Annotated in this window: 22 protein-coding genes; 9 read left to right on the top strand and 13 right to left on the bottom strand. The window is 65.5% G+C overall.

Translation table 11 applies throughout. The features are described from left to right. Nucleotides 1–137: 137 nt before the first annotated feature. The 5 genes from GRI47_RS02820 to pgi all read right to left on the bottom strand — a co-directional run bounded on the left by GRI47_RS02820 (nucleotide 138) and on the right by pgi (nucleotide 4,736). Nucleotides 138–848, bottom strand: a complete 711-nt coding sequence (locus tag GRI47_RS02820; RefSeq protein ID WP_160659856.1) for a CDP-alcohol phosphatidyltransferase family protein — start codon at nucleotides 846–848, stop codon at nucleotides 138–140. 72 nt (nucleotides 849–920) lie between these two features. Next, nucleotides 921–1,511 carry an urea carboxylase-associated family protein gene (locus GRI47_RS02815; RefSeq protein WP_337190625.1) on the bottom strand — a complete coding sequence of 197 codons (591 nt, stop codon included), beginning with the start codon at nucleotides 1,509–1,511 and terminating at the stop codon, nucleotides 921–923. Beyond that, nucleotides 1,508–2,209: a guanitoxin biosynthesis heme-dependent pre-guanitoxin N-hydroxylase GntA gene (gene gntA, locus GRI47_RS02810; protein WP_160659854.1), complete on the bottom strand. Its 702-nt coding sequence runs from the start codon at nucleotides 2,207–2,209 to the stop codon at nucleotides 1,508–1,510. Before gntA ends, GRI47_RS02815 begins: the two co-directional genes overlap by 4 nt. 53 nt (nucleotides 2,210–2,262) lie before the next feature. Continuing rightward, complete coding sequence (locus GRI47_RS02805) at nucleotides 2,263–3,156, bottom strand: SGNH/GDSL hydrolase family protein (RefSeq protein ID WP_160659853.1); 894 nt, start codon at nucleotides 3,154–3,156, stop codon at nucleotides 2,263–2,265. After that, complete coding sequence (pgi, locus tag GRI47_RS02800; RefSeq protein WP_160659852.1) at nucleotides 3,153–4,736, bottom strand: glucose-6-phosphate isomerase; 1,584 nt, start codon at nucleotides 4,734–4,736, stop codon at nucleotides 3,153–3,155. Before pgi ends, GRI47_RS02805 begins: the two co-directional genes overlap by 4 nt. Before the next feature lie 84 nt (nucleotides 4,737–4,820). Between pgi and lepB the strand changes: the two genes are divergently transcribed. The 3 genes from lepB to era are packed head-to-tail and all read left to right on the top strand — an operon-like array spanning nucleotide 4,821 to nucleotide 7,242. Continuing rightward, entirely contained in the window at nucleotides 4,821–5,663 is an 843-nt protein-coding gene (gene lepB, locus GRI47_RS02795) for a signal peptidase I (RefSeq protein ID WP_160659851.1), read from the top strand. Further along, the gene (rnc, locus tag GRI47_RS02790) at nucleotides 5,618–6,331 is read left to right on the top strand and encodes a ribonuclease III (RefSeq protein WP_160661276.1); all 714 of its coding nucleotides are present in this window, start codon (nucleotides 5,618–5,620) and stop codon (nucleotides 6,329–6,331) included. Before lepB ends, rnc begins: the two co-directional genes overlap by 46 nt. Next, nucleotides 6,328–7,242: a GTPase Era gene (gene era, locus GRI47_RS02785; RefSeq protein WP_160659850.1), complete on the top strand. Its 915-nt coding sequence runs from the start codon at nucleotides 6,328–6,330 to the stop codon at nucleotides 7,240–7,242. The genes rnc and era overlap by 4 nt, the downstream gene beginning before the upstream one ends. 10 nt (nucleotides 7,243–7,252) lie before the next feature. On the opposite strand, the gene GRI47_RS02780 is transcribed toward era, so the two are convergent. The 6 genes from GRI47_RS02780 to plsY all read right to left on the bottom strand — a co-directional run bounded on the left by GRI47_RS02780 (nucleotide 7,253) and on the right by plsY (nucleotide 13,813). Further along, nucleotides 7,253–8,614 carry an MFS transporter gene (locus GRI47_RS02780; protein ID WP_237452599.1) on the bottom strand — a complete coding sequence of 454 codons (1,362 nt, stop codon included), beginning with the start codon at nucleotides 8,612–8,614 and terminating at the stop codon, nucleotides 7,253–7,255. Between the two features lie 118 nt (nucleotides 8,615–8,732). Then, the gene (locus GRI47_RS02775; protein ID WP_160659848.1) at nucleotides 8,733–8,915 is read right to left on the bottom strand and encodes a hypothetical protein; all 183 of its coding nucleotides are present in this window, start codon (nucleotides 8,913–8,915) and stop codon (nucleotides 8,733–8,735) included. Next, complete coding sequence (topA, locus tag GRI47_RS02770) at nucleotides 8,915–11,503, bottom strand: type I DNA topoisomerase (RefSeq protein WP_160659847.1); 2,589 nt, start codon at nucleotides 11,501–11,503, stop codon at nucleotides 8,915–8,917. The genes GRI47_RS02775 and topA overlap by 1 nt, the downstream gene beginning before the upstream one ends. 204 nt (nucleotides 11,504–11,707) lie before the next feature. Next, on the bottom strand, nucleotides 11,708–12,010 hold the full coding sequence (locus tag GRI47_RS02765; RefSeq protein ID WP_160659846.1) for a GIY-YIG nuclease family protein: 303 nt from the start codon (nucleotides 12,008–12,010) through the stop codon (nucleotides 11,708–11,710). 118 nt (nucleotides 12,011–12,128) lie between these two features. Then, nucleotides 12,129–13,220 carry a DNA-processing protein DprA gene (gene dprA / locus GRI47_RS02760; RefSeq protein WP_160659845.1) on the bottom strand — a complete coding sequence of 364 codons (1,092 nt, stop codon included), beginning with the start codon at nucleotides 13,218–13,220 and terminating at the stop codon, nucleotides 12,129–12,131. Then, the gene (gene plsY, locus GRI47_RS02755) at nucleotides 13,217–13,813 is read right to left on the bottom strand and encodes a glycerol-3-phosphate 1-O-acyltransferase PlsY (protein ID WP_160659844.1); all 597 of its coding nucleotides are present in this window, start codon (nucleotides 13,811–13,813) and stop codon (nucleotides 13,217–13,219) included. Before plsY ends, dprA begins: the two co-directional genes overlap by 4 nt. A 139-nt stretch (nucleotides 13,814–13,952) precedes the next feature. On the opposite strand from plsY, the gene murI reads away from it, so the two are divergent. The 6 genes from murI (at nucleotide 13,953) to GRI47_RS02725 (ending at nucleotide 19,340) form a co-directional block, all read left to right on the top strand. After that, nucleotides 13,953–14,723, top strand: a complete 771-nt coding sequence (gene murI / locus GRI47_RS02750; protein WP_419956980.1) for a glutamate racemase — start codon at nucleotides 13,953–13,955, stop codon at nucleotides 14,721–14,723. Between the two features lie 119 nt (nucleotides 14,724–14,842). After that, on the top strand, nucleotides 14,843–16,063 hold the full coding sequence (gene hemA, locus GRI47_RS02745) for a 5-aminolevulinate synthase (protein WP_160659842.1): 1,221 nt from the start codon (nucleotides 14,843–14,845) through the stop codon (nucleotides 16,061–16,063). Next, nucleotides 16,060–16,539, top strand: coding sequence for a hypothetical protein (locus tag GRI47_RS02740; protein WP_160659841.1), 480 nt, complete (start codon nucleotides 16,060–16,062; stop codon nucleotides 16,537–16,539). The genes hemA and GRI47_RS02740 overlap by 4 nt, the downstream gene beginning before the upstream one ends. A gap of 48 nt (nucleotides 16,540–16,587) precedes the next feature. Further along, a complete protein-coding gene (locus GRI47_RS02735) occupies nucleotides 16,588–17,805 on the top strand; it encodes a cell wall hydrolase (RefSeq protein WP_160659840.1) in 1,218 nt (405 codons plus the stop codon). 59 nt (nucleotides 17,806–17,864) lie between these two features. Continuing rightward, nucleotides 17,865–18,563 (top strand): nitroreductase, encoded by a 699-nt coding sequence (locus GRI47_RS02730; RefSeq protein WP_160659839.1) that lies wholly within the window; start codon nucleotides 17,865–17,867, stop codon nucleotides 18,561–18,563. A 6-nt stretch (nucleotides 18,564–18,569) separates the two neighbouring features. After that, on the top strand, nucleotides 18,570–19,340 hold the full coding sequence (locus GRI47_RS02725; RefSeq protein ID WP_160659838.1) for a hypothetical protein: 771 nt from the start codon (nucleotides 18,570–18,572) through the stop codon (nucleotides 19,338–19,340). Nucleotides 19,341–19,347: 7 nt separating this feature from the next. Here the strand turns inward: GRI47_RS02725 and GRI47_RS02720 are convergent, their stop codons facing one another. Together GRI47_RS02720 and GRI47_RS02715 are read right to left on the bottom strand one after the other, a co-directional pair. Next, entirely contained in the window at nucleotides 19,348–19,953 is a 606-nt protein-coding gene (locus tag GRI47_RS02720; RefSeq protein WP_160659837.1) for an SOS response-associated peptidase, read from the bottom strand. A gap of 26 nt (nucleotides 19,954–19,979) precedes the next feature. Continuing rightward, nucleotides 19,980–21,182 (bottom strand): type III PLP-dependent enzyme domain-containing protein, encoded by a 1,203-nt coding sequence (locus tag GRI47_RS02715; protein ID WP_160659836.1) that lies wholly within the window; start codon nucleotides 21,180–21,182, stop codon nucleotides 19,980–19,982. Between the last annotated feature and the right edge of the window lie 6 nt (nucleotides 21,183–21,188).

The following is a 21,188-nucleotide window of genomic DNA, read 5'->3' as shown; positions in this document are numbered from 1 at the left end:
CGCGTGAAAAGGGAAGTCTGGGAAATTTCCGAGGCGCGGCCGGGGCGCCGGCTATCTCGCCCTGCGCCGCTTCACGCTGGCTAGCGCGCTTCGGTGACCGCCAAGTGGGCGCGGCCGAGCCTAAAGTCAAGCACTGCTCAACTGCGCCCGCGCCATTCCGCGTTGCGCGCGGGCTCTTCCACCGCCAATCGCCGCGCAGTCACCAGTGTCTGGTGGACGAACAGGACGATCATGATCGTGCCCGCAGACGCGGTGAAAATATCGAATCCGGAAATACGCCCGAACCAGCCCTGCCCTTCACTGCCGAACGCCATCATCGCCAGCGTGAAGCCGATCAACAGGAAGCGCAGCTCGGTCGGCCCGGCGGCGAGGTAGGACAGTTTCATCTCGCTCAGCACCCTGACGCGCAGGAAGGCGTGGATCGAGAGGAGGAGATAGCCCGCCAGCGCGACCAGTGCCGCTTCCAGTTCGACATAAGGCGACAGGCCGATCCCCGCGAGCACCAGTAACGTCGCCAGCCCGTCGCAGCTATGGTCGAGGAAATAGCCAAAACGCGGGCGTTCGATCTTGCGGAAGCGCGCGAGGCTTCCATCGGTGGAATCGCCGAACCACTGCACCGCATAGCCCGCAATGGCGAGGAACAGCCAATCCTCGCCCAGATTGCTGAGCAGATAGCCCGAGAAGACGAGCACCGCCCCCACCATGCCGGTAAAGGTCATCATGTCGGGCGTGACCCAGCCCGGCAGGCGGGCGCAGATAGCGTTCAGCAAGCGCCGTTCGCTACGCGCGAGCAGGTTTTCCTGGATGCGCAGGGGCGGAACGGAAGCGGGCGGCGGCTCGGAACTCATGTCGCCTCTTCGGCTCCATCGGCGATATTGTCCACCCGACGCGCATCCGGCCTTTATGCGAGCCTGCCGCGATCATCCTTCTATACGGTATTCGATCGGGCCGAAGCTCCCGCCGTTGGAATCATAGGCGCTGCACGCCGTGAGGCCGATCACGAGGTCCATTTCGGCGCGCAGCGCGAGATGATCGCCCGGCTTGCTGGTCGGCGGATCGACACGCAGCCGCCCGCTCGCGCCATCCACGGGCACGTTCATGAACACATTGAAGGCGGTGGGAATGGCGTCAGGTTCCACGCCAAAAGGTTCGAGCGCTGCGGCGAGATTGCCGAAGCATCCGCGATGAACCGGCTTGGTCGGGTAGAAATGCTTGAAGGTCGCCTCGCTGCACGGGGTCAGCAGGAAATCGTGGCGACCCACGCTGTCTTCCACGATGGTCAGCATCCGGTTCGAACGGTTGGACCATAAAGTGTTTCCCGTGGTCAGCGCGATCGTCTCCTCGTAATCGAAAGTGCGTCCATTGCTGACGACCTCGCGCACATCGTCCTTCGCATAGGCGAGGAGATCGGCGACCTGCTGGCCGCCGGGATCGGTCACGATCAGCGTCTGGCCCGTTTCGAGCACGAAGGCCGCGCCCGAACGCGGCGGGATTTCGACCGTTCCGCTCACGAGCGCTTGTCCCTGAAGGGGCATTTCCAGTCCTCACCGACCAGCCTGCCGCTATATTGCGGCGCCGCGCTCGCATCGCCGTGATCGGCCAGCATCGGATTGGTCGATCCGGCCAGCTTCGCGTCGCGCGCCATGATCGCTTCGCGCATCCGCCCGTAACGGTTCTGATCGCGCAGCCGTTCGAATTGGTCGTGCGGGTTGAACACGATGGCGGGATGCGCGAAACGGCGCGCCGGACGCGAAGCGTGGGGGTGCAGGCCGACCGCGAAGAAGGCCTTCCCGCCGAAGCTCAGCGCGAAATGCGGGTCCTGCGGATCGCGGCTGACCGTGCCTGCGTATCGCTGGCCGAGCCAGGCATCCTTGTCGGCGAAGGACTGGATACGTTCCCACATCAGACGTTCGAAGGCATCTTCGTCGAGGTTATCCGGACCCTGGAACAGAACCGCGAAGCTGTGGAGCGCGCCATCGTCTTCGCCATGCGCGGCGGCCCAGTCCAGCAGTTGTTCGTGGACTTCGAGGTCGTTCCACCCGCTGCGCAGGTCGCGCGCGCGCACCATGGTCAGATTGCCACGCGCGGAAGCCGATTTCGCTCCGACGCAGGGAAAGTCGGCGGCCTCAATGAAGGCTTTAAAAGCGGCTTCGATAGAATCGGGTTCGCCGATCGTATCGCTCGCCGCACGGTCCAGTGTCAGTGTCATGACCGCCCAACGGTGCGAAATGACTTACGGTCCCGAACCTCGCTTATGTTATGTCAGGGGTTCGCAATACCGACCTGACGCGCGGCGATCGCCTGCAATTGCTCGGCCACCTTGCCCTCGATACCCAGCTCGTGCGCCGCGCGCTCTGTCCCGCCGAATTTGCGGACGTCGTAGCCGGTTATCTGCGCGAAGACCGTCAGCGCTTCGAGGTACGATCCTTCGGCGCTGGCGTGATAGTGGTCGTAACTCCACAGGTCGATCGTGCCGTAATCGCGCCCATCATAGGGGTTGGGGTCGGCGATCCCCGCCGCGATGGCCGCGTTCCAGGCCTCGCCCACCGGAATGACCGCGTCGATATCGTCGCTCGCCCTATCCACCGCGTCCAGCTCTCGCCTGAGGTCGAGCGCCATGGTCTCGATCGGTTGGCCGTACCAGTGGCCGTTCGGCTTGTAGGTCTGGTCCGCGCGGCTCCAGGTGGACATCAGATAGACGCGCACGTCGGGCTTGGCCGCGGTGAACATCTTCGCCAGCGCGGGCGCATCGCGGCGCGTGTCGGTGGCATCGAGCGGGCGCTCGGGATTCAGCGTCGAAAATTGCTGCATCACGACCACATCCCAGCCCTGATCGATCGCCTCGCGCTTCTCGTTGAGATGGAAGTCTAGCGTGGTCCCGCCGCGCAATTCGTGGGCGACCGACCATTCCATGCCCGCCTGCTCGGCGAATTTGGCGAACAGCGCGGGAATGCCGCCGACGCGGTCGTCGGGCTTTTCGGCGTTCAGATCCTCGACGCTGTCGGGGCGATAGCGCAGCACCGCGCTGTTCGCGCCCTGGGTGAAGCTGTTGCCGATGAACAGGATACGCTCCGGCCCATGGGCCAGCGCGGGCATGGCCATGGTAGATGCGATCAGCGCGGCGGGTAGCAGCGCGAGGCGGGTGAGCGCGCTCATGCCTTCATCCCCGCCGCCTCCAGCAGCGCCTCGGTGCTCGCATCGAACCGCTCGCCCCCGCGCTCGATCGCCTTGGCCATGCTCTTGCCCAGCTCGACGCCGAACTGGTCGAAGGGATTGATCCCCATCAGGACGGCGTTGGCGAAGGTGCGGTGTTCGTGGAAGGCGATCAGCGCGCCCAGGGCCGCCGCGTCGAGATCGTCGGCCAGCATGGTGGCGCTCGGCCGGTCGCCGGGGAAATGGCGGGCGGGATCATTGCCCGGATCGCCTTTCATCAGGGCCGCCCCTTGCGCGAAGCAGTTCATCAACAGGATGCGGTGATGCGCCGGGTCGAGCGCGTCACCCGGTGCCACGCTGGCGATGAAGTCGACCGGGATCAGATGCGTGCCCTGATGCAGCAGCTGGAACACCGCGTGTTGCGCATCGGTGCCCACCCCGCCCCAGGTGATCGGCGCGGTCGGCTCGTCCACCGGCTGCATGTCGCTCGTAACGCGCTTGCCGTTCGATTCCATCTCGAGCTGTTGGAGATAGTCGGGAAACAGGCCGAGACGTTCGTCATAGGCGAAGACCGCGCGGGTCTGGCAGCCGCGGATGCGCGCATAATACCGGTCCGCGAAGGCAGCGCGCAGCGGCAGATTGGCGCGGCCCTGCGTTTCCGCGAAATGCCGGTCGACCGCCTGCGCGCCCGCCAGCATCGCTTCGAAATCGTCCCACCCGACCGCGATCGCGACCGGGAAGCCGATCGACGACCACAGCGAATACCGCCCGCCGACGCTTTCCATGAAGGGCAGGACGCGAGTCTCGTCCACGCCCCATTCGACGGCCTTTTCCGGGCTGGCCGTCAGCGCGACGACCCGGCCTGAGGGATCGGCGACGCCGTTATCCTTCAGCCAGGTCAGCGCGCTGTTGGCGTTGGTCATCGTCTCGATCGTAGTGAAGGTCTTGCTGGCCACTGCGATCATGGTCGTCGCGGGATCGCAGGCCGCGAAGGCCGCCTCCAGCGCAACGCCGTCGATGTTCGAGACGACATGCACATCCACCAGCGGGAAATCGCGCGCCAGCGCATCCACCGCCAGCGCCGGTCCCAACGCGCTGCCGCCGATACCGATATGGATCAGATGCTTGACCTCGCCCAGCGCGCCCTGATGGACCGCCTGCACCAGCAGGCGCATCCGGTCGCGCAAGGCGGCGGCTTCCTCGACATGCGCGTCCTTGCCGATGCCGCGTTCCGCCGTGTGGGTGGCGGCGCGATTCTCGGTGACGTTGACTCTCTCGCCCCCGAGCAGGGCGTCACGCCGTCCGGTAAAATCATGCGCTTCGGCGAGCGCTTCGAAATTGTCCAGAAGCACGCTGTCGAGATGGGTCTTCGACCAGTCGAACAGCACGCCGCCAGCCGTCTCGTCCGCGCCCCATTCGATCCGGCCCGACAGCATCGCGACGCGATCCTCCCCCGCCGGTTCGTCACCGCCCTCGCCGCCGTCGCGTTCCTTGCTGAAGAGTTCGCCCAAAGTCGGGCGCGGCAACGCCTCGATCCGCGCCCAGACATCGGATGCAGCGGCGTGGCGGGAGGAAGCGGACATATGCAAAAACCCTTTCGTGGCGTTCCCCCTGGGACTAGGGGTCGCTGCGATGATGGACAAGCCCGAACCCTCGCTCACATGAGCATGAGCGCCACGCTTGCACCGGAAGGGACCCGGCCCTTGCCCAAAGATCCGCAAAGCGAACCGAAACCGGGCGAAGGCTGGGGTGGCTTGCTGGCTTTCGTGGCGAAGCTGGTGCTGGCGGTCGTCCTGTTCCGCACGCTGCTGTTCGCGCCTTTCACCATCCCGAGCGAAAGCATGATGCCGCTGCTCAGGAACGGCGATTATCTGATCGCGGCGAAATGGCCCTATGGCTATTCGCGGCTGTCGCTGCCGTTCGCGGCCCCACTACCGCCCGGCCGTATCTTCGCCCATCTGCCAGAGCGCGGCGACGTCGCGATATTTCGCCATCCGGTCGACGATGTCGATTACATCAAGCGCGTGATCGGCCTTCCCGGCGATACCGTCGAGATGCGCCGGGGGCGGCTGATCCTGAACGGACGAATCGTTCCGCAGACCGCCAAAACGGAGATGTCCGTTCCGCTCTCGGCCAATACGCGCTGCCATCCAGCCGCACGCGAACGGCTGACGCCGCAAGGCAATGTGTGCGACTATGCCAGCGCGGTCGAAACCCTGCCGAACGGGCGCAGCTACCGCGTGATCGATCTCGGCACCGGTCCGGCGGACGATTTCGGTCCCGTCACCGTGCCCGAGGGGCGCCTGTTCGTCACGGGCGACAATCGCGACAATTCGCAGGACAGCCGCTATCCCGCCATTGCGAACGGCGGCGTGGGCCTCGTACCCACGGACCTGCTGGTCGGGCGCGCGAGCATGATACTGTTCTCGACCGACGGAAGCGCCCAATGGGCAAAACCCTGGACATGGTTCACCGCCGCGCGCTGGGACCGGATCGGAGACGGACTGTGAGCGAACTGACATCCGAAGCCCGCGAATGGCTGGAGAGGACCGGATACACGGTCGGCGATCCGGCATTGTGGCAGGCCGCGCTCACCCATGGCAGCATGGGGGAGAAGCGCGATTACGAACGGCTCGAATTTTTGGGCGACCGGGTCCTCGGCCTCGCCATCGCGGACTGGCTGTTCGAACGCAGCGAAGCGCCGGAAGGCAAATTGTCGCAGCGCCTAAATGCGCTTGTCAGCCGCGCCATGTGCGCGGAAATCGCGCGCGGCATCGACCTTGCGCCGCATATCCGTATCTCGAAACAGGCGAGTTCCGATGGCGGTCGCGACAGCGACAATATCCTTGGCGATGTGATGGAATCGCTGCTCGGCGCGCATTTTCTCGAACACGGGTTCGGCCCGACGCGCGATCTGGTCCACCAATTGTGGCGCCCCGCGCTCGAAAGCGGTGCGGGCAAGTCCAAGCACCCCAAGAGCGCGCTTCAGGAATGGGCCGCAGGCAATCAGCGCAAGCCACCGGAATACGAAGTCGTCGACCGGTCCGGCCCCGATCACGCGGCGAAATTCACGGTCCGGGTCAAGGTCCACAAGGTCGGCGAGGCGCAGGCCACCGCCGGCAGCAAGGGCGAAGCGGAAAAGGCTGCGGCCAAGACATTCATGGAGAAATACGGGTGAGCGATAGTCATACCAGATGCGGGATCGTCGCCGTGATCGGCGCGCCCAATGCGGGCAAATCCACGCTGGTGAACCAGTTGGTCGGCCAGAAGGTCGCGATCACATCGGCCAAGGCGCAGACCACGCGCGCGCGCATGATGGGCATCGCGCTGCACCCCGATACCGATCCCGACACGCAGATGATCCTGGTCGACACGCCCGGCATCTTCGCGCCCAAGCGGCGATTGGACCGCGCGATGGTGAGCGCGGCGTGGGAAGGCGCGGAAGCGGCGGATGCGGTGCTGCTGCTGGTCGATCCGATCAAGCAGCGCCGCCACGAACTCGAACCGCTGATCGAACAGATCGCTGGTCGCCCCGAGCGCAAGATCCTGGTGCTGAACAAGGTCGATCGGGCCAGGAAGGAACCGCTGCTCGCTTTGGCGCAGGAGCTGGGCGAGAAGGTCGATTTTACCGAGGTCTATTTCATCTCGGCCCTGACGGGGGATGGGGTGCCGGAGATGAAGGATGCGCTCGCCGCGATGATGCCGGATGCGCCGTGGATGTATCCCGAAGATCAGGTGAGCGATGCGAGCGAACGCTTGCTGGCCTGCGAGATCACCCGCGAACAGCTCTATCGCCAGCTGCACGAGGAACTGCCCTATGACAGCGCGGTGCGGCCGGAAAAATACGTCGAACGCAAGGACGGCAGCGTCGAGATCCACCAGCAGATCGTGGTCATGCGCGACAATCAGCGCGCTATCGTCCTTGGCAAGGGCGGCAGCCGCATCAAGGAGATCGGCCAGGCCGCGCGCGAGGAGCTGAGTGAGTTACTCGGTCGCAAGGTCCACCTCTTCCTCCACGTCAAGACCGACGAACGCTGGAGCGAGGACAAGGAGATGTTCGAGGAGATGGGGCTGGACTGGGTGCGGTAGATCGGCCCCGTCAGCGCACCGTATCGGGATGCTGGGGCTTTCGCACGATCGTCGCCCCGGTCGCCTTGAAGCGCCAAGCGCTGCACGCCATCGCCAATACGCAGAAGGCCAGCGCCACCGAATAGGGTGTCGCGCCCAGGCCAAGGCCCAGTGCCAGAAGCAGACCCACCACCGCCGCGCCGGTCGACTGGCCGAAGAGGCGCGCGGTCGAAAGTATACCACCCGCTGCCGCGCTGCGATCCTTCGGCGCGCTGCCGATCATCAACCGCGAATTGGGGGCGAGGAACAGGCCGAAACCCAGCGCGCAGATCGACAGGCGCCAGGCTATCCCTACCGCCCCTGCCTGATCGGGCATGAAAGCCAGCGCCACCAGGCCCGCGATCGCGATCCCCATTCCCACCACCCCCATCACCGAGGGTGATATCCGATCGGACAGCCAGCCCGCCGCCGGAGCGACGACCAGCATGGTGAGCGGGAAAGGCGCAATCAGCAAGCCGACCTCGTCGGGCGAATAGCCCATGCCCTGTTCGAAGCGGAACGGCAGCGCCACGATCAGCATCGCCGAAGCCACGAAGGCACAGACCGCAGCCAGCACCGAAAGGCCGATGACGGGGCGGCGCATCAGATCGACGGGGAGGACCGGGCGCTCCTTCGTGCTCTCGCGTCGCGTCAGGAGAAAGGCGGAGACGATCCCCAGCACGACCGCCGCCAGACCCGGCACGATCCGGTCATGCGTCGCCAGCGTCAGCCCGCCGATCAGCAGCATCGCGGTCACCGCGCTCCACACGCCGCTGACCGCATCGATCCGGCCCTTTCGCGGTTCGGGGTCGGGCAGGAAGCGCCCGATCGCCAGCGATACCAGCGCCAGGGGCGCGGCGGCGACGAAAACCCAGCGCCAGTCGAGATGCTCGACGATGAAACCGCCCAGCGTCGGCGCGATGGCGTAAGCGGTCGCCACGATCACGCTGTTGATACCGAGCCCGCTGCCGAGGCTTTTTGCCGGATAGATCGCGCGCAGCATCGCGGCGGATACAGCCAGCGCGATCCCCGCACCGAAGCTCTGCACCACGCGCACCGCGATCAATTGCCAGAAGCTATCGATCAAAAACGCTGCGGCGGATGCGGCGAAAAAGACGATCTGACCGATCTGGTAAAGGCGCCGATGGCCGATCCGGTCGCCGATCGTGGCGAAGGGCAGCAAGACCATGACCATCACCAGCTGGTAGATTGTGACGACGTTGGTCGCCGCTCCGGTGCTGACCGAAAGATCGCGCGCGATGGTCGGCAGGGCGACGTTCGCTACCGCGCCATCGACCACGAACAGGGCGGTGCCGAAGCTTATCGCGCAGATCGCCCAGATTCGCCGTGGCATGGGCAGTCCGTCGCTGCCGGGTTCTGGAGCGAGGGCGGGCGCACCGTCCGCTATTGAGTTCGGCCCTGATTTCGCACCGGGGCCTTGCGCATCCACCATGACCGAACGCCCTTCGCTGCTACCGCTTCTTCAAAATCTCGATCTTGTTCTTCTTGGCGAAATCCTTGGTCGATTCCTCGCTTCGGCCGATCGCCTTGGCGATTTCCTTGAGGCCCTTGCCCTTGCCAGCCAGCATACGAAGCTGGCCAGCCTCGTCGGCCTTCCAGGGCTGCTTATGGCGTTCGAAAAACTCCTTCGCCATCACTCGGCGTCCTTCTTCGCTGCGGCCTTCTTCTTGGCGGCGGGTTTCTTGGCCGGAGCCTTCTTGGCAGCCGTTTTCTTCGCCGGGGCCTTCTTCTTCGCCGGGGCCTTGCGCTTCTTCTTCGCAGGTCCCTTGGCCGCGCGCGCGTCGATCAGTTCGATGGCCTGCGCCTCCGTCAGATCCTCAGGCTTCATGTCCTTGGGGATCGTCGCATTGGTGGTGCCGTCGGTCACATAGGGGCCGTAGCGGCCCGGCATCACCTTCATTTCGCCGCCGCTGGTGGGATGTTCGCCTAGCGACTTGATCGGCTCCGCCTTGCCGCGCCCGCCGCCGGCACGATTGGCGGCCTGGGCGAGGATATCGACCGCGCGGTTCATCCCGACTTCGAACACTTCGCGCGTGTTCGACAGCTTCCCGTATTTGCCATCATGCCGCAGATACGGCCCGTAACGCCCTATCGCAGCTTCGATTTCCTTGCCCGTTTCGGGATGCGCGCCGACGATGCGCGGCAGGCCGAGCAGCTTGATCGCCCATTCGAGATCAAAATCGTCGAGGTCCTTGGGAATGCTCGCGCGCTTGGCCTCCTTGCCCTCGCCGAGCTGGACATAGGGGCCGAACCGACCGCTCTTGCGCTCGATCGGCAGGCCGGTTTCCGGGTCCTCGCCCATCACGCCGTCATCGGCCGGGTCCTCGCCATCCGCGCCCGGCTGGGCGAAGCGGCGAGTGTATTTGCATTCGGGATAATTCGCACAGGCGACGAAGGCGCCATAGCGCCCGCCCCTAAGGGCCAGCCGCCCGCCATCGCGGCCTTCCTGTTCGCAGAGCGGGCAGAAGCGCGGGTCCTTCCCATCGGCGCGTTCGGGGAAGAGGAAGTCGGAGAGATACTCGTCCAGCACCTCGGTGACCTCGGACGGCTTCTTCTCCATCACCTCTTCGGTCTTGGGCTTGAAGTCCTTCCAGAACGCTTCGAGCAGCTTCTTCCAGGCCTCGTTACCCGCGCTGACCTCGTCGAGTTCGTCCTCCATCCCGGCGGTGAAATCATACGCGACGTAGGTCGGGAAGAATCGCTCGAGAAACGCCGTCAATAACCGCCCGGACTCTTCTGCAAAGAAACGGTTTTTCTCCATCCTGACATAGGCTCGGTCTCGTAGCGTCTGGATGGTGCTGGCATAGGTCGAAGGGCGCCCGATACCGAGTTCCTCCAGCCGCTTGACCAGCGACGCTTCGGAAAAGCGCGGTGGCGGCTGGGTGAAATGCTGATTGGCTTCGACCGCCGTCTTGCTCGGCGCGTCGCCCTTGCGAAGGATGGGGAGTAACCCCTCGTCCTCGTCTTCGCTGTCGTCCCTACCTTCCTGATAAACAGCGAAATAACCGGGGAACTTCACCACTTGGCCAGTGGCGCGAAGCTCGTGCTGGCCGGTCGCATCGCGCAGGGTGACGGTGGTGCGTTCGAGCTGGGCGGTCGCCATCTGGCTCGCCATGGCGCGCTTGAAGATCAGGTCGTAGAGTTTGGCCTCGTCGCCCGAGCCTGCGCGATCCTTGCGGAAATCGGTCGGCCGGATCGCTTCGTGCGCTTCCTGAGCATTCTTCGCCTTCGTGCTGTAAAAGCGCGGTTTCTCCGGGCGATAATCGTCGCTGAACCGCTCCACGATGGCGTCGCGCGCAGCCATGATGGCGCTCATGTCCATCTGCACGCCGTCGGTCCGCATATAGGTGATCGCGCCCGCCTCGTAGAGCGATTGGGCCAGCCGCATCGTATGGCTGGCGGAAAAGCCGAGCTTGCGCGCCGCCTCCTGCTGCAAGGTCGAGGTGGTGAAGGGCGGCGCGGGATTGCGCTTCAGCGGCTTGGTCTCGACCTCCTCGACCGTGAAGCGCCCGTCCTCGACGGCCTTTTTCGCGGCCATGGCGCTGCCCTCGTCGCCGAGCGTCAGCTTTTCCAGCTTCCTGCCGTCGAATTTGACCAGCCGCGCATCGAAGGCGGTCCCGTCATGCTGCAATTTCGCAAGGACGCTCCAATATTCGTCAGGCCGGAAGGCCTCGATCTCACGCTCGCGCTCGCAGACGAGGCGCAGCGCGACCGACTGGACGCGGCCCGCGCTCTTCGCGCCCGGAAGGCGCCGCCACAGGACGGGCGACAGGGTGAAGCCGTAAAGATAGTCGAGGGCGCGGCGCGCCAGATAGGCGTCGATCAGGGGCTGGTCGAGCTCACGCGGGGATTTCATCGCCTCGGTCACGGCGGGCTTGGTGATTGCGTTGAAGGTCACCCGATCGACCTTGGCGGGCAGCGCCTTGCGGTTGTTGAGCAGCTCGCGGACGTGCCAGCTGATCGCTTCCCCCTCGCGATCGGGGTCGGTGGCGAGGACCAGGCGATCGGCCTTCTTGGCGGCGTCGGCGATTTCCTTGAAGCGGCTCTGCTTGTCGCGATAGAGTTCCCAGTCCATCGCGAAATCCTCGTCCGGGCGCACGCTGCCATCCTTGGGCGGCAGATCGCGGACATGGCCGTAACTGGCGAGGACCTTGAAGTCCTTGCCGAGATATTTCTCGATGGTTTTGGCTTTCGCCGGTGATTCAACGATGACGAGTTGCATGGATGAAAGAGCCGTCCCTTACGTGCGTATGTGCGTATACGCGCGAAAATGGGGATCGGGTGAGAGCGGCGTCAAGCGGGATTGTCGGAGTTGGTAGGAAGAAAGCGCAACCCCGGATCAAGTTCGGGGCGACGGTGAGGATTAGGGCACCGCATTTGGGTATCGTCGCCCCGGACTTGATCCGGGGCTACGCTGCCTTCCGCACTACTGGTTCAGATCATCGAACAGGTCGCGCCATTCCGGGTTCGCCTTTTCGACCAACGCGATCTTCCACTCGCGTCGCCAGCGCTTGAGGCGCTTTTCGTGAGCGATCGCCACGTCGATCGGTTCGGTGAATTCCGCCCAGACCAATCGATCGATCTCATGTTTTGCACAATATTCCGATCCGTGTCCTACCCGATGGGCTGCGGTGCGGGCAGCCAGATCGGATGTTACGCCGACATAGAGCTTACCGCGATACCGGTTCGCAAGGATGTATACCCAGCCGCCATGTCGTGCGCGGTCCATCGCTCAGTGCTGAGAACAGCACTGTCCCGGATCAAGTCCGGGGCGACGAGGAATGAGGGAGACGATGAAACCCGCTTCGCCATCCCGGACCTGATCCGAGATCGGGCTGCCCATCCTTTCAGCCACGAAGACTCACCCGCCCCGCGGCGTGGCGCTCCAGTCTTCCGGCGATTTCCAGTTCCAGCAGCGCCAGTTGCACCGCCGCCGCGCCTGCGCCTGATTGTCGGATCAACTCGTCCACCGAAACTGGCGCGGTGGTCAGCAGGGCGGCAATGTCCGCCGGTTCCGCCTCTGCCAGTTCTTCCGGCGCATGGTCGAACGCGCCCACCGGCTCGCGGAAGGTCGATCGCGGGCTGCCGTCGAAACCGGTCAGCAATTCCACCACATCCTCGGGCGAATTGACCAGCACTGCGCCCTCGCGGATCAGGTGGTTGCAGCCGTGGCTGCGCGGCTCGAGCGGGGAACCGGGGATCGCCATCACCTCGCGCCCCGCCTCGCCCGCCAGCCTTGCGGTGATGAGGCTGCCGGACTTGACCGCCGCTTCGACCACGAGCGTGCCCGAGGCCAATCCGGCGATGATGCGGTTGCGGCTGGGGAAATGGCTGCCGCGAGGCTCGGTGCCGGGGGGCTGTTCGGCGATCAGCAGGCCTTCGCTCGCAATGCGCTCCTGCAAGTCGCGGTGCTGCGGCGGATAGGCGATGTCGATCCCGCTGGCGATCACGCCGATCGTGCGCGGGAACGCGCCCTCATGCGCCGCGCCGTCGATTCCGCGCGCGAGGCCCGAGACGACGGTGAAGCCCACCTCGCCCAGCGCGCCTGCGAAATCGCGCGCCAGCTTGACCGCCGCCGCGCTCGCATTGCGCGCACCGACCACGGCGACACACGGGGCCGAAGCCAGCGCGAGGTCGCCGCGAAAGGTCAGGATCGGCGGCGCCCCATCGATCTCGCGCAGCAGGGCCGGATAGTCCGGCTGATCGTGGAAGAGGTATTTGGCGCCCGCGCGCCGCACCGCATCGACTTCGCGTTCGACACGCTCGCGCGGGGCCGCCTGATAGCTCTGCCCGCCGCTTTTGCCCATCTCGGGCAGCGCCTCCAGCGCCGCATTCGCATCGCCATAGCGCGCCAGGAGCTGCGCATAGCTGACAGGGCCGATGCGGGGGCTTCGCAGCAGGCGGATGCGTGCGAAAGCCTCGGCCTGGGTCAGCGTCACTTCTTGCCGCCCACCTTCGGTTCCTCACCCCGCATCAGCCGGGCGATATTGGCGCGGTGGAGGTAAATCACCAGCACCGCGATCGCCGCCAGGACGGGGAAGAATTGCGGATACCCGAACAGGGGAGCGGCGGCGGCGGCGGCCACCACCGCGCACATCCCGGCGAACGAGGAGATGCGAAAAGCTGCCAGAACGCCGAGCCAGACGGCGGCGTAGACCAACCCGATCGGCCAGGCGAGGCCGAAGCTGACACCCGCATTGGTCGCCACGCCCTTGCCGCCCTTGAAGCCGAGCCAGACCGGGTAGCAATGGCCGATCACGGCGGCCCCGGCGGCAAAGGCCATCGCCACTTCGCCCCACAATGCGCCCGCCAGCAGCACCGGCACCAGCCCCTTGACGAGATCGAGCAGCAGGGTCGCCGCCGCCAGTTTCTTGTTGCCCGTGCGCAGCACGTTGGTGGCGCCGATATTGCCGCTGCCCTGCTTGCGCACGTCGCCCAGCCCCGCCGCTCTCGTCAGCAGGAGGCCGAAGGGAATCGAACCGATCAGATAGCCGAGCAGCGCGGCAAGGATGGTGTCCACCGGGATCTCCATTCGGGCCGAGCTTGTCGAACCCCTGTTCTTTCTTCTAGCGCAGGGCTGTAAAGTGAAGGACGGTCCTTCGACAAGCTCAGGACGAACGGATTTGTCAGAAAGCCCCATATCCGCTCCATCGGCATCGGCCCCCATCCTCTTGTTCGATTCCGGTGTCGGAGGGCTGACCGTGCTGGCCGAACTGCGCGCGCTCCTGCCGCAGGCGCCGGTAATCTACGCCGCCGATATCGCCGGCCTGCCCTATGGTTCGAAGACCGAGGCGGAGGTGGCCGCGCGCGTTTCCGGCCTGTTGGGGCGCATGGCCGAACGCTATCAGCCGCGCCTCATCTGCATCGCCTGCAACACCGCCAGCACGATCGCCCTGGGCATGGTTCGCGAGGTGCTGGAGACGCCGATCGTTGGCACCGTGCCTGCGATCAAGCCCGCCGCCGCAATGACCGAAACCGGCACGATCGGCCTGCTCGGCACCGAAGCGACCGTGCGCCAGCGTTATGTCGACGATCTCGAGAACGCATTCGCGAAGGACAAGACGCTGCTGCGTTACGGCGCCAACGATCTGGTCGCGCTGGGCGAGGCGAAGCTGCGCGGCGATGCGGTGAGCGTGGATGCCGTGGCGAACGCCGCCAAGGGGCTGGTGCTGCAACCCGGCGGCGAGAATCTCGACACGGTCGTTCTGGCCTGCACCCACTTCCCCCTGCTCGAACCCGAATTGCGAGAGGCCTTCGGGCCCGGGGTGCGCTTCGTGCACGGCGCTGCGGGAATCGCGCGCCGGATCGCCAGCCTTCTCGACGGGCAGGATTTCGCGAGGACCGTACCGGATTTCGCAGTCACCACGGGGGTGGCGGAGGATTTCGACCGGCTCGCCCCTGCCTTTGCCCGGCACGGAATCGAGCGGCTGGTACGGTTCTGAAACCCGCTATTCCCTGCGAATCGTTCGCAAAGATCGCTGTGGCGAAACCCATCGCGAAGGCCTAGATGGCATTTCCATGACGGCCGCCCAAAGCGCGGCGTTGGACGAGCGATACGCGCGTGAACTACGGACACATTTTCGACCAGGCGATCGACCGGCTCCATTCGGAGGGCCGTTATCGCGTTTTTATCGACATCATGCGCAACAAGGGCGCCTTCCCCAACGCGCGCTGCTTCCACGGCCATAACGGGCCGAAACCGATCACGGTCTGGTGCTCCAACGACTACCTCGCCATGGGCCAGCATCCCAAGGTGATCGCTGCCATGGAAGAGGCGCTGCACGATGTCGGCGCCGGATCGGGCGGCACGCGCAATATCGGCGGCAACACCCACCTGCATGTCGAGCTGGAGCGCGAGCTCGCCGACCTGCACGGCAAGGAAGGCGCGCTGCTCTTCACCAGCGGCTATGTCTCGAACGACGCCACACTGTCGACGCTCGCCAAGCTGCTGCCGGGCTGCGTGATCTTCTCCGACGAGCTGAACCACGCCAGCATGATCGCGGGCATCCGCAATTCGGGCTGCGAGAAGCGGGTGTTCCGCCACAACGATCTCGACCACCTCGAAGCGCTGCTCGCCGCCGAGGATGCGGACGTGCCCAAGCTGATCGCGTTCGAGAGCGTCTATTCGATGGACGGCGACGTCGCCCCGATCCACGCGATCTGCGACCTGGCCGAGAAATACAACGCGCTGACCTATATCGACGAGGTCCACGCCGTCGGCATGTACGGCGCGCGCGGCGGCGGCATTTCGGAACGCGACGAGGCGGCGCACCGGATCGACATCATCGAAGGGACGCTGGGCAAGGCGTTCGGCGTGATGGGCGGCTATATCGCCGCCGATACCCGCGTGATCGACTGCATCCGCAGCTATGCCCCCGGCTTCATCTTCACCACTTCGCTCTCGCCCGTTCTGGTCGCGGGCGTGCTGGCGGCGGTGAAGCATCTGAAGGAATCGAGCGAGGAGCGCAATGCGCAGCAGGCGGCTGCCGCCATGCTCAAGTCGATCCTGCGCGAACGCGGGCTGCCGGTGATGGATTCGACCACCCATATCGTCCCGCTGATGGTCGGCGATCCGGTGCGCGCCAAGAAGATCAGCGACATCCTGCTCGCCGAATACGGCGTCTACGTCCAGCCGATCAATTTCCCCACCGTGCCGCGTGGGACCGAGCGTCTGCGATTCACCCCCGGCCCGGCCCATTCGGTCGAAATGATGCACGAACTGGGCGATGCGCTGGTCGAGATCTGGGACCGGATGGAACTGGAACTCCGGCAGGCGGCATGAACTCGCACCGTCTCGTGCTGCCCCTTGCCTTGGCCAGCGCGCTGGTGGCTTCGCCGCTCTTCGCGTCCGAGCCCATTGCCGAAGACGAAGGGCTTATTCTCGCACGCGAGATTGCCGGTCATTCATTCCTCGCCACGATCGGGCCATTGCAGACAGGCGCCGAGGTCGAGGCGATACTCGCCGATGCGCCCGATCTGACCGAAGAGGAGCAGGCAAGCCTGCGAGCCATCGGTCGTGAACGGGCCGATGCGCTGGGCAAGGCCGCGCTGGAGGCGGAAGCGCAGGCTCTGGCAACCGCGCTGTCGGTGGAGGATTTGCGCGCGATCGCCGCATTCGAACGCAGCCCGGCCGCGGCAAACCATCGCGCCGCCGCGCCGATGGTGATGGCTGCCGTGATGGAAGATCTGGCCGGTGTCGATTACAAGCGCGAGGTGAAGCGCAGCTTTTGCGAACGCACCGGTAAGCTCTGCGAATAATCCGGGCGCCAGGCTTTCACCGCGCCGCTCACGTCCCATCTATCCACCATGGCCGCCCTGCCTCCTTCGCCTGTGCGGGACAATCTGCCCCTGTTCGCAGTGGGGGCAATCCTGCTGCTGACCTTCCTGGCTCTGGCGGTGTTCGGCGAAGGAGAGCGCGACGCGGCCCCCACCGTGGCCGTGACGGTTTCCGGCGCGCCAGCAAGCTCCACCGCCCCACCCCCGCTCGAGGCGCTGCCCGCGAATGCAAAGGATGCGGGCGTGGTCTGGTCGCGGCTCGGCCCCGATGCCGCGCGCGAGCGCAACGCCGCCGTGCCCTTGGCAACCATCGGAGTCGGGAAAGCCGCGCCGTTCTCCTTCGCAGGCAATGGCGTCGACCGCGAACGCGCCACCGGATGTCTCGCTCTGGCGGCGCTTGCCGAAGCGGGCCAGGGCGATGCGGACCAGCGCGCCGTCATGCAGGTCGTCCTCAATCGCGTGCGCCATCCCGCTTTCGCCGGCACGGTGTGCGGCGTCGTCTTCGAAGGGTCGGAGCGCGCGACCGGGTGCCAGTTCAGCTTCACTTGTGATGGATCGCTCGCCCGCACCCATACCCCCGCCGCCATGGGCGCCGCCCGCCGCCGCGCCGCCGAGGCGCTGGGAGGATACGTCCACGCGCCGGTCGGCAACGCCACCCACTATCACGCCGAATACGTCTGGCCGTGGTGGAGCCCGCAATTGGACAAGGTCGCGGTCGTGGGCCCGCATATCTTCTATCGCTGGCGCGGTTTCTGGGGCACGGCGCAGGCGCTGGCAGCGCGCTATCGCGGCGGCGAACCCGATCCGCTGGGCCTCGAAAGAATGGCCGAAGCGATCGAGCGGCCCGAACTGCCCCGGCCCTCCTTCACCGAGGACGGCACCGCGACGCGCACGATCACGGCAGGCGATGGAGACCGTCCCCGCATCGTCGAGCGGGCGGATGCGCCGACCGCGCCGTCTTCCGGCGATCCGCGCGTCCATTTCGTCCTCGTCACGCGCGGGGACGCCCCCGATGCGTTGGTTGAGCGCGCCCGCGCCCTGTGCCGGGGCGAAGGTTTCTGCCAGGTCTATGGGTGGAGCGAGAATGCGGCGATCCCCTCCGCCCTGCCCCTCACCTCCGAGGCACGACAGGCGCTGCGCTTCAGCTTCCTTCCCGCTCGGTCCGGCAATGGCGAGGCGATCTTCTTCGACTGCCAGACCTTTCCCGCGCCGTCGCAGGGCCGCTGCCTGCCACGGGCGCGGCCGTGACGGCCTGCCGGTGCCGTAAGGGATTTGGCGGCGCGGCCTGCGGCGGCTAGAGCGGTCGCATGAGCGGAAACCCGACCCAGACCTACGCCGACATCGTCACCTCGCGCCGATCGATCCGGGGCTATCTCGACAAGCCCGTGCCGCGCGATCTGATAGAGGAGATACTGGCGCTCGCCATGCGCTCGCCCACTTCGATGAACACCCAGCCTTGGCATTTCCACGTCATCACCGGCGAGCCGCTCGACCGTATCCGCAAGGGCAATACCGAGCGTATTCTGGCAGGCGAGCCCGACAGCCGCGAATTCCGCCGGGGCGAGCCGTTCGCGGGCGTCCATCGCGAACGCCAGATCGGCGTCGCCAAGCAATTGTTCTCGGCCATGGGGATCGAGCGAGACGACAAGGCAGCGCGGCAGGACTGGGTGCTGCGCGGGTTTCGCCAGTTCGATGCGCCGGTCTGCGTGATCGTGACCTATGATCGCGAGCTTGGCGGAAGCGATGACACCGCCTTCGATTGCGGCGCCGTCACCACCGCACTCGTCAACGCCGCATGGTCGCGCGGACTGGGTTGCGTCATCAATTCGCAAGGCATCATGCAGAGCCCGGTGGTGCGCAAATATGCAGGCATCCCCGACGATCAGGTCATCATGAAGGCGGTGGCGATGGGCTGGCCGGACGAGGATTTCCCCGCCAACGCCGTCGTCAGCGAGCGCAAACCCGTGGACGAGGCGGCGCGCTTCGTCGGCTTCGAAAAGGAATAGACAGGCATGGCCGAAGCGATCGAGCACTTGGCGGACGGGTTCTGGCGCATCACGGGCGAATGCAAGATCGGCGGCCTCGTCGATCTGGGAACGCAGGCCTCGCTGGTGCGGCTCGGGAACGGCAATTTCGTCTTTCTCGACAGCTACACATTACCGGCAGACGTGCATCGCGAAGTTCTGCGGATCGTCGGCGATGCGAGGGTCGAGGCGATCCTCAACCTCCACCCCTTCCACACGCTTCATTGCGAGTGGATGCACGCGGCCTTTCCGGCAGCGAAACTCTACGGCACGGCGCGCCATGCCGAGCACCTGCCCACGCTACCGTGGCAGGAGACGCGTTGCGAGGATGTGGCGCTGGCGGAGCGTTACGGGGCCGATTTCGCCTTTTCGACTCCCGAAGGCGTGCCGCTGATCTGTTCGGACGAGAGCGTCCATTTCTCGTCCGTCCTCGCGCTCCATCGGGCGAGCGGGACGCTGCATGTCGACGATACGCTGGTCTATCTCGCCAAGGGGCCGCCCCTGTCGCTGCTGCCGATGACCGGGCGGTTGAGCTTCCATCCGACCTTGAAGAAGGCGCTCATCCCCGAAGCGGGCGCGGCTGACCTCTTCCGCGAATGGGCGATCGCGCTGGGCGTCGAATGGGCCGACACAACCCGCATCGCCGCCGCGCATAATGCGGTGCTGGAACTCGACGAGGGGGAATTTCCCGATCTCATCGGTGCGGCGCTGGGCCGGGTGAAGCCGGTGCTCGACGCGCATCGGGAGCAATACGGGTGAGGTCGCGCTAGGCCCGTTTCGTCCACGGGTCTTCGGTCCGCTCGATTTCGAGCGGGCCGGTCCACGGCACGCAAAGCGCGCGCGCATCTTCGGTCGAGCCATCGGTCCAGCCTGCCCAATCATCCCTTCCCAGCAGAACCGGCATCCGATCATGGCATTCCGCCGCGACGCCTGCGCTGTCGGTCATCACCATGGAATAGACGTCACCCCACTCCTCGCTGGTGCGCCAGATTCCGGCGACCGCGATCAACTCGGCATCCGACCGTGACAGCCAGGTCCGCGTCTTGCGCCCTTTCGCGCCTTCGGCCTCCGCCCAGGCGGTGACCGGGATCAGGCAACGCCGCTCCTCGAAGCTGTAGCGCCAGAAGAAGCTGTCGAGCTTGTCGGTGCGGGTGTTGTTGACCGGGCGGGGTTTAAGCGGTTGGCCGCCTTTCCCCTTCATCTGCAAGGGAAAGCCCCAGTTCATGCGGCGCACCGCTCCTTCCGCGATGACGACACCGGGATAGCCAGGATAGACCTCGCCAGCGAAATTCGCGCCCTGCGATGCCTCAACGGCATCGAACCAGAGCGCGACCTCGTCAACGTTCCTGGTCATGCGGTAGAGATTGCACATAGCGCGACTTTGCCGCGCTGCACGCGCTACCGCAAGCTCACCACGTTATCGCTCGCCACGCGGGCGCGGCTGCCGTCGTAGAGGCTGGCCATCGGCTCGTCCTCCACAATCACATGGCGGGTCGCGCCGAAGCCGTTGAAGTCGGTCTTCATCGCGGCGCCGTATGCGCCGAGCATCCCGATCTCGATATAGTCGCCCGCCTGGATGTCGGACGGCAGGACGAAGGGGCCCTGCATATAGTCCGCATCGTCGCAGGTCGGCCCGTAGAAGGCGAAGTCCATGTCCGGGTTGATGAGATCGTCCTCGAGCGCGCGGACGGGGAATTTCCACGCCACATGCGCGGCATCGAACAACGCGCCATAGGCGCCGTCATTGATGTAGAGCTCCTCGCCCCGGCGCTTCTCTACGCGCACGATCAGGCTGCTGTATTCTGCGCATAGCGCGCGACCGGGCTCGCACCACAATTCGGCATTGTAGGCGATCGGCAGCGCGTAGAAATGCTGGTGGATCAGCGCGAAATAATCTTCGAGCGGCGGCGGTTCGAGGCCGGGATAGACGCTCGGAAAGCCGCCGCCGACATCGACCATGTCGATCACGACCGACGCTTCGGCGATCGCCGCGCGGGTGCGGTCCAGCGCCTGAACGAAGGCGAAGGGTGTCATCGCCTGGCTGCCGACATGGAAACACACGCCCAGCCAGTCGGCATATTGGCGCGCCTCGCGCAACAGCAACGGCGCCTCGGTCAGGTCGCAGCCGAATTTCGATGCGAGCGAGAGTTCGGAATATTCGCTCGAGACGCGCAGGCGGATGCACAAGCGCAGATCGCGCGCGGCCACGCCGTCATCACCGCGGGTCGCTTCGACGATCTTTGCCAGCTCTTCAGACGAATCGAGGCTGAACGTGCGCACGCCGTGATCGAAATACGCCTCACGGATCGCGCCGGGGGCCTTGATCGGGTGCATGAAGCACAGCGTGGCATCGGGCAGCAAGCCGCGCACGAGCCGCACTTCGGTGATCGAGGCGACGTCGTAATGCGTCACCCCGCTTTCCCACAGCACGCGGATCAGGTCGGGCGAGGGATTGGCCTTGACCGCATAGAGCGACTTGCCGGGAAATTTCTCGACGAAGAACCGCGCCGCGCGCGCCGCAGCGTGGGGGCGGTTCAGAATGACGGGCTCGTCCGGCGAAAGGGCGCGAACTACGGCCTTGGCGTCAGGGAAATGCTGCAATTCAAG

The sequence above is a fragment of the Qipengyuania pelagi genome, assembly GCF_009827295.1.
In the GTDB taxonomy this organism is placed as follows: domain Bacteria; phylum Pseudomonadota; class Alphaproteobacteria; order Sphingomonadales; family Sphingomonadaceae; genus Qipengyuania; species Qipengyuania pelagi.
This window is presented reverse-complemented; position numbering and strand designations above follow the sequence as displayed.